The 4,858-nt window shown below is 44.5% G+C and carries 5 protein-coding genes; 3 read left to right on the top strand and 2 right to left on the bottom strand.

The window, feature by feature from the left end:
• Positions 1–197: 197 nt before the first annotated feature.
• Entirely contained in the window at positions 198–1,178 is a 981-nt protein-coding gene (locus AC805_RS03950; RefSeq protein ID WP_231662421.1) for a sulfite exporter TauE/SafE family protein, read from the bottom strand.
• Positions 1,179–1,269: 91 nt separating this feature from the next.
• Between AC805_RS03950 and rimI the strand changes: the two genes are divergently transcribed.
• From rimI to AC805_RS03930, 3 genes are all read left to right on the top strand, one after another.
• Positions 1,270–1,809, top strand: coding sequence for a ribosomal protein S18-alanine N-acetyltransferase (gene rimI / locus AC805_RS03945; protein ID WP_055074204.1), 540 nt, complete (start codon positions 1,270–1,272; stop codon positions 1,807–1,809).
• Positions 1,810–2,184: 375 nt separating this feature from the next.
• A complete protein-coding gene (locus AC805_RS03935) occupies positions 2,185–2,775 on the top strand; it encodes a hypothetical protein (protein ID WP_055074202.1) in 591 nt (196 codons plus the stop codon).
• A 117-nt stretch (positions 2,776–2,892) separates the two neighbouring features.
• On the top strand, positions 2,893–4,155 hold the full coding sequence (locus tag AC805_RS03930; protein WP_055074201.1) for a peptidoglycan-binding protein: 1,263 nt from the start codon (positions 2,893–2,895) through the stop codon (positions 4,153–4,155).
• Positions 4,156–4,210: 55 nt separating this feature from the next.
• Here the strand turns inward: AC805_RS03930 and AC805_RS03925 are convergent, their stop codons facing one another.
• On the bottom strand, positions 4,211–4,789 hold the full coding sequence (locus AC805_RS03925) for an L-threonylcarbamoyladenylate synthase (RefSeq protein WP_055074200.1): 579 nt from the start codon (positions 4,787–4,789) through the stop codon (positions 4,211–4,213).
• Between the last annotated feature and the right edge of the window lie 69 nt (positions 4,790–4,858).

The following is a 4,858-nucleotide window of genomic DNA, read 5'->3' as shown; positions in this document are numbered from 1 at the left end:
CAAATTTTAAAAGCCCAAAAGTAAAAGCCTTGCTTAGCAAGGCTTTTACTTTTGGGCTTTGAGGAAGGGTTTGCCACGCAAACCCTTCCTCAAAGCCTGTTTCAAATTATCCCGAACTCAAATCAATTAAAGTACCTGTGGCTTCGACTCCGCTCAGCCAGCGTTAGCCGAGCAAAGTCGAAGTTAGGGAGTAGATATTAATTCAAAAACAAATCCCTTTGACCCCACAGCATCCAGAGACCTCCTACTGCCATAAATGCCAAAACAATCTGCCGAAACTGTTGGGAACTCATACGGCTGAGGATATATTTGCCCACGAGGTTAGCAGGTATTGCCGCTAAGCCGATCGCTAAACCTGCGATCGCCTGCTCTTGCGACAGGGCTGCTAGTAGCCCATAAGTAATCAGTTTGAAGACGTGAATAATCGTCATATGGGCAGCTTTAGTCGCAATCATTTGCTCCTTGAGCAAGCCATAGCGTAGATAAAAAGGGTTGAGCACTGGTCCCGTTGTCCCCACTAGACCTGATACATAGGCTTTCAGAAATCCTGCGGGCATAATATGCCATGCTTCGAGCTTAAATTTAGGTTTAGGCAGTTGCCCTTGAGTCTCGGTTTGATTTGCATTAGGAATTTCATTAGCCCCAGATTCCCCAGATTCTTTAGTCTCTTGGGAATCTCTAGTCTCTTCAGAAGCGATCGCCAAAGCAGTCAATTTTGTTTCTAAATTATCTGAATTTAAATTATCTGAATTTAAATTATCTGAATTATTTAAATCATGCTGAGATGCAGAGTTATCTACGTTTTTTGTATCTGGGCTTTTTTCTAACTCAAACAAAACTGCGCTGATCAGCAGAAATATACCAATGACTATTTGCAGCCCATCAATATGAATTCGGGTAAAGGTATATGCGCCAAGAATTGCCCCAAAAACTGCACCAGGAGCATACCAAGCCGTTAATTTCCAGTCAATATCGCGCCAAAACAGAAAAACTCGATGGGCATTCCCAAAAAACATACCAATCGTAATTACAGGTGGAACCGAGGCAGCCCCCATCAAGAGATTGACCAATGGGATTAAAACAAAGGGACTACCACCACCTGCTAACGTGCTAACTATCCAAGCAAAGAAACTAACTATGCTGAGATAGATAGTTGGCATGATTTCTGACATAGACATTGACAATTCGTTAATAATTCGTTTATTTGGAGATTTGGATAGGGGTAGGATACATGGAGCTTTCTGCTAAGTCTAAATTATTTATCAACCTATGAATCTATCAACCAGAATCTACCTAAGTGAGATCGATCGCAATTTCTTATCCCAACTCAGGGCGATCGACTGTGCCTGCTTAGGAGATTTCTGGAGCTTAGAAGCCTATCAAAGGGAAATCGACAATCCCAGCAGTGTAGTGCTGGGATTAACTACGGAAGATCGCGAATTATTAGGATTTGGTTGTTTGTGGTCTGTGCTCGAAGAAGCGCATATTACCGTGTTAGCAGTGCGTCCCGAATATCAAGGGCAAGGATTTGGTAAAGCGATCGTCTGGGGGCTACTCAAAAAATCTCGCGATCGCCATTTGGAATGGGCAACCCTCGAAGTACGGGCATCCAACCATGTGGCGATCGCCCTCTACCAAAGCTTTGGTTTTAAGGAAATTGGGAGAAGACCTAATTATTATGAAGTAACAGGCGAAGATGCCCTGATGCTCTGGTGTAAAGGATTGCATACAGAGGAATTTGGTTTATTGCTTGAGCAATGGCATGAGTCCATCTCCACAAATTTATTAGCCAAGGGCTGGAATTTATAGTGCGCGTATTTCCAAAATAGCGTTGCCATTTGGAAATCGGCATAACGCGAGTGGCGACAGCTATATATGACTACCGTCAAATGTATCAGGACATACAGCGCTTTGCGCTCAAATCCAAACCAAGAAACCTTTTGAAAGTGTTGCTTCGCAACACTTTCAAAAGGTTTCTTGTGGTTCTTTTGATCGAAAATTGCTGTAAAACCCAAAAGAGGATTGCCGCGCAGAGCGCGGCAATCCTCTTTTGGGTTTTAATTTCGTCCTAGCAAGACTAGCGACAGCTATATATCGATATATCTCTGCATTTACTAATTACGATAGAATTAGTAAAGGTTTACGAGCAATTAAGTCGCTTTAGGGTTATAAGGTCTAAAAACGATGAAGATATCTGGCTGGGTGAAGAAATCTATTGGCTTAGCGATCGCGAGTTTCGGCTTTTGGAATATAGCAAGTACCAGTGCCAATGCACAATTAGGAAATATAGTTGTCTACATAGCAGGCAATAATCCCGCAACTTTGAATGTTGTTAGACAAGTTGTAACTAACCCAGTGGTTGCCTCAGTTAACGGACAGACCTCTATTGTTGCTGGCTCCTTTGATACACCAACCGCAGATTTTGTAACCAAAGAACTCCAAAAACGCGGCGTAGATGCCCAGCAGGGTTATCAAACTTCTCAGACCTTACAAACTGCTCAAAATACCAATACTTCACCCTATGTAACGCTCCCGAGCTACATCCCCACCAATAACATTGAGAATTTAGCACAATATCGCTATGTTACAGCTGTACCTGTGCAATCCCCGACCACCCTATCTCAAGTACAGCAGTTTATCCCTAGCGCCTTTGTCGCCAAGTCAAATCGCGGTAACTATGTATATGCTGGCGGCTACGCCAATCGTGATGCCGCTGAATCTTTGAAATATTTCTTGCGATCGCAAGGATTAGATGCTCGTGTACTCTATTTCTAAATTCCCCATTTCTAAATTCATCATTTAGAAATGTTACTAAATAACATTTCTAAATGAAAATCGCTAGATTGTGAATTGAATTTAAAGATTGTCAACTTTGAGAAACTTGAGCTAACTATGGACTCGATATTAAGACAAGGTAGTAACGGTAGTGATGTAGTTGAATTGCAGCAACTTCTTCAAAGCAAAGGATTTTATAGTGGCAGCATTGACGGGGATTTTGGTGCTGGTACAACCAATGCGGTTCTGAAATTTCAGCAGGCTAATGGATTGGTAGCTGATGGCATCGTGGGCAGTTCTAGTTGGGCTAAACTTCGTGCCGTCTCGACTGCACAGACTCTACCAACCCTATTGCCAGGATCTAAGGGCTCGGCTGTAGCCCAAGCTCAACAATTGCTTAAAGACAAGGGATATTATCAAGGTCGGATCGATGGTGACTTTGGTGTTGGTACAAGGGATGCGATCGTGGCATTTCAGAGAGCCAATGGGCTGACTGTCGATGGCAAAGTCGGCGAACAAACATGGAAAAAGCTTCAAGCACCTGCGATCGCGGTAGCTACGCCCACTCCACCGACCACGATTGAAATTGTGCGTCCATCGCCCGCACCAACTCCAGCACCTTCGGCAACGCCGTCCGCAACGCCTTCCACAACGCCGTCAATTTTTGTACCGACGGATGGTACTCCCATCGCTACTACCGATCCCACCTCCTCATCAACGCCCCCTGCTAGTGCAATTAGTCTAACTGATGCTGCAAATAGCTATAGCCGTGGGCGCTTACCCAATCAAACTGCGGCTCTTAACAACTTGCAAGCAAATATCACGCCAGAGATATTGCAACAATTCTTTCAACGTTGGCAAACCGCATCTGGACTAACAACCACGGCCACATCACTACCAGATGCCCTCAGTGGTTACAACCTTGCCCAGATGCTCAATCAAAATCTTGCCTTGCAGTGGTTGCAAGGGCAAATATCGTCACAGGCTCTTGCTAAATTCCGTCAAGATTGGTCAAATCTTAATGCAGGAGTTGGCACTACGACCACACCATTTACGCCTAGCCAACCCAGTGACACGAGCAATCCTCCATTGCAACTCATCAATCTCAGCGATGCTGTCAAGGTTTTTAAGCGCTCTGCCAATCAGGTCACGGCTCTAGAAAATCTGCAAAATGCTTTACCTGCATTGACCATGCAGCAGTTTTTCCAACGGTGGTCAGTTGCTTCTGGACAAAATGCGATCGCTATTTCCCTAGTAGATGTATTCCAAGACTACGACAGCCAGAAATTTCCCAGTCAAGTTACGGCTCTACAATGGCTGGAAAAGGAACTAACCATTGCTAACCTAGAACAATTTTCGCGAGATTGGCAAACTATCTAAATCCATCTAAATCCGTCTAAATCTATCAAAAAGTGCGTAAAGCGCACTTTTTGATTTAAAGTCGCACAGCCCCTTGACGACGAACTACCCAACCATTCATCGTCCATTCCACTACAGTCGATGGCAAGCCACTTCCCAAGGGTTCGGTAATACTAATTCCATCGCCGAGAGTCATGACCGAGGGAAAAGCGTCATTAATTTCGACCATGCTGCGTAAAGGCGGTTCGTTACTCTTATTGGCACTGGTAGTTAGCATTGCTCCTGTCTGCTGCAAAATAGCGATCGCCGTTTGGTGATCGGGAATTCGCACCCCTAAAGTTTGAAAACCTTGATTTAGCTGACAACCGCGATCGCTCGCGGGCAAAACCAGAGTCACTGCTCCAGCAAAATATTGGTGGGCAGTCCGTTCCCAAGTTTCTAATTCAGGACGATCTATATCCAAAAACAATAAAAACTCTTGCCAACTAGCCGCCATCAAAATTAATGGTTTATCGGGCGATCGCTGCTTGAGCGTATAAATATCTGCACTGCGATCGGGACGCACTGCCAAAGCAGGTACTGTATCGGTAGGAAAACTCACCAACTTCCCCGATCTCGCCCCTGCCACCAAAGCCGCTAAAGAAACTAAAGCCACAATTCCTACTTAATAACTAAATATAGCAATCCTACTCCCTTCCCAGTGAAGAATTAGACGTTGCGGCGC

The organism is Pseudanabaena sp. 'Roaring Creek' (genome assembly GCF_001402795.1).
Classification (GTDB): domain Bacteria; phylum Cyanobacteriota; class Cyanobacteriia; order Pseudanabaenales; family Pseudanabaenaceae; genus Pseudanabaena.
Note: the sequence above shows the minus strand (reverse complement) of the source record. Positions and strands in the feature narration are given on the sequence as shown.

Bases quoted from the DNA above. Each gene is read 5' to 3' on its own strand.
- AC805_RS03950 (WP_231662421.1), bottom strand. From the start codon at position 1,178: ATGTCTATGTCAGAAATCATGCCAACTATCTATCTCAGCATAGTTAGT.
- rimI (WP_055074204.1), top strand. From the start codon at position 1,270: ATGAATCTATCAACCAGAATCTACCTAAGTGAGATCGATCGCAATTTC.
- AC805_RS03935 (WP_055074202.1), top strand. From the start codon at position 2,185: ATGAAGATATCTGGCTGGGTGAAGAAATCTATTGGCTTAGCGATCGCG.
- AC805_RS03930 (WP_055074201.1), top strand. From the start codon at position 2,893: ATGGACTCGATATTAAGACAAGGTAGTAACGGTAGTGATGTAGTTGAA.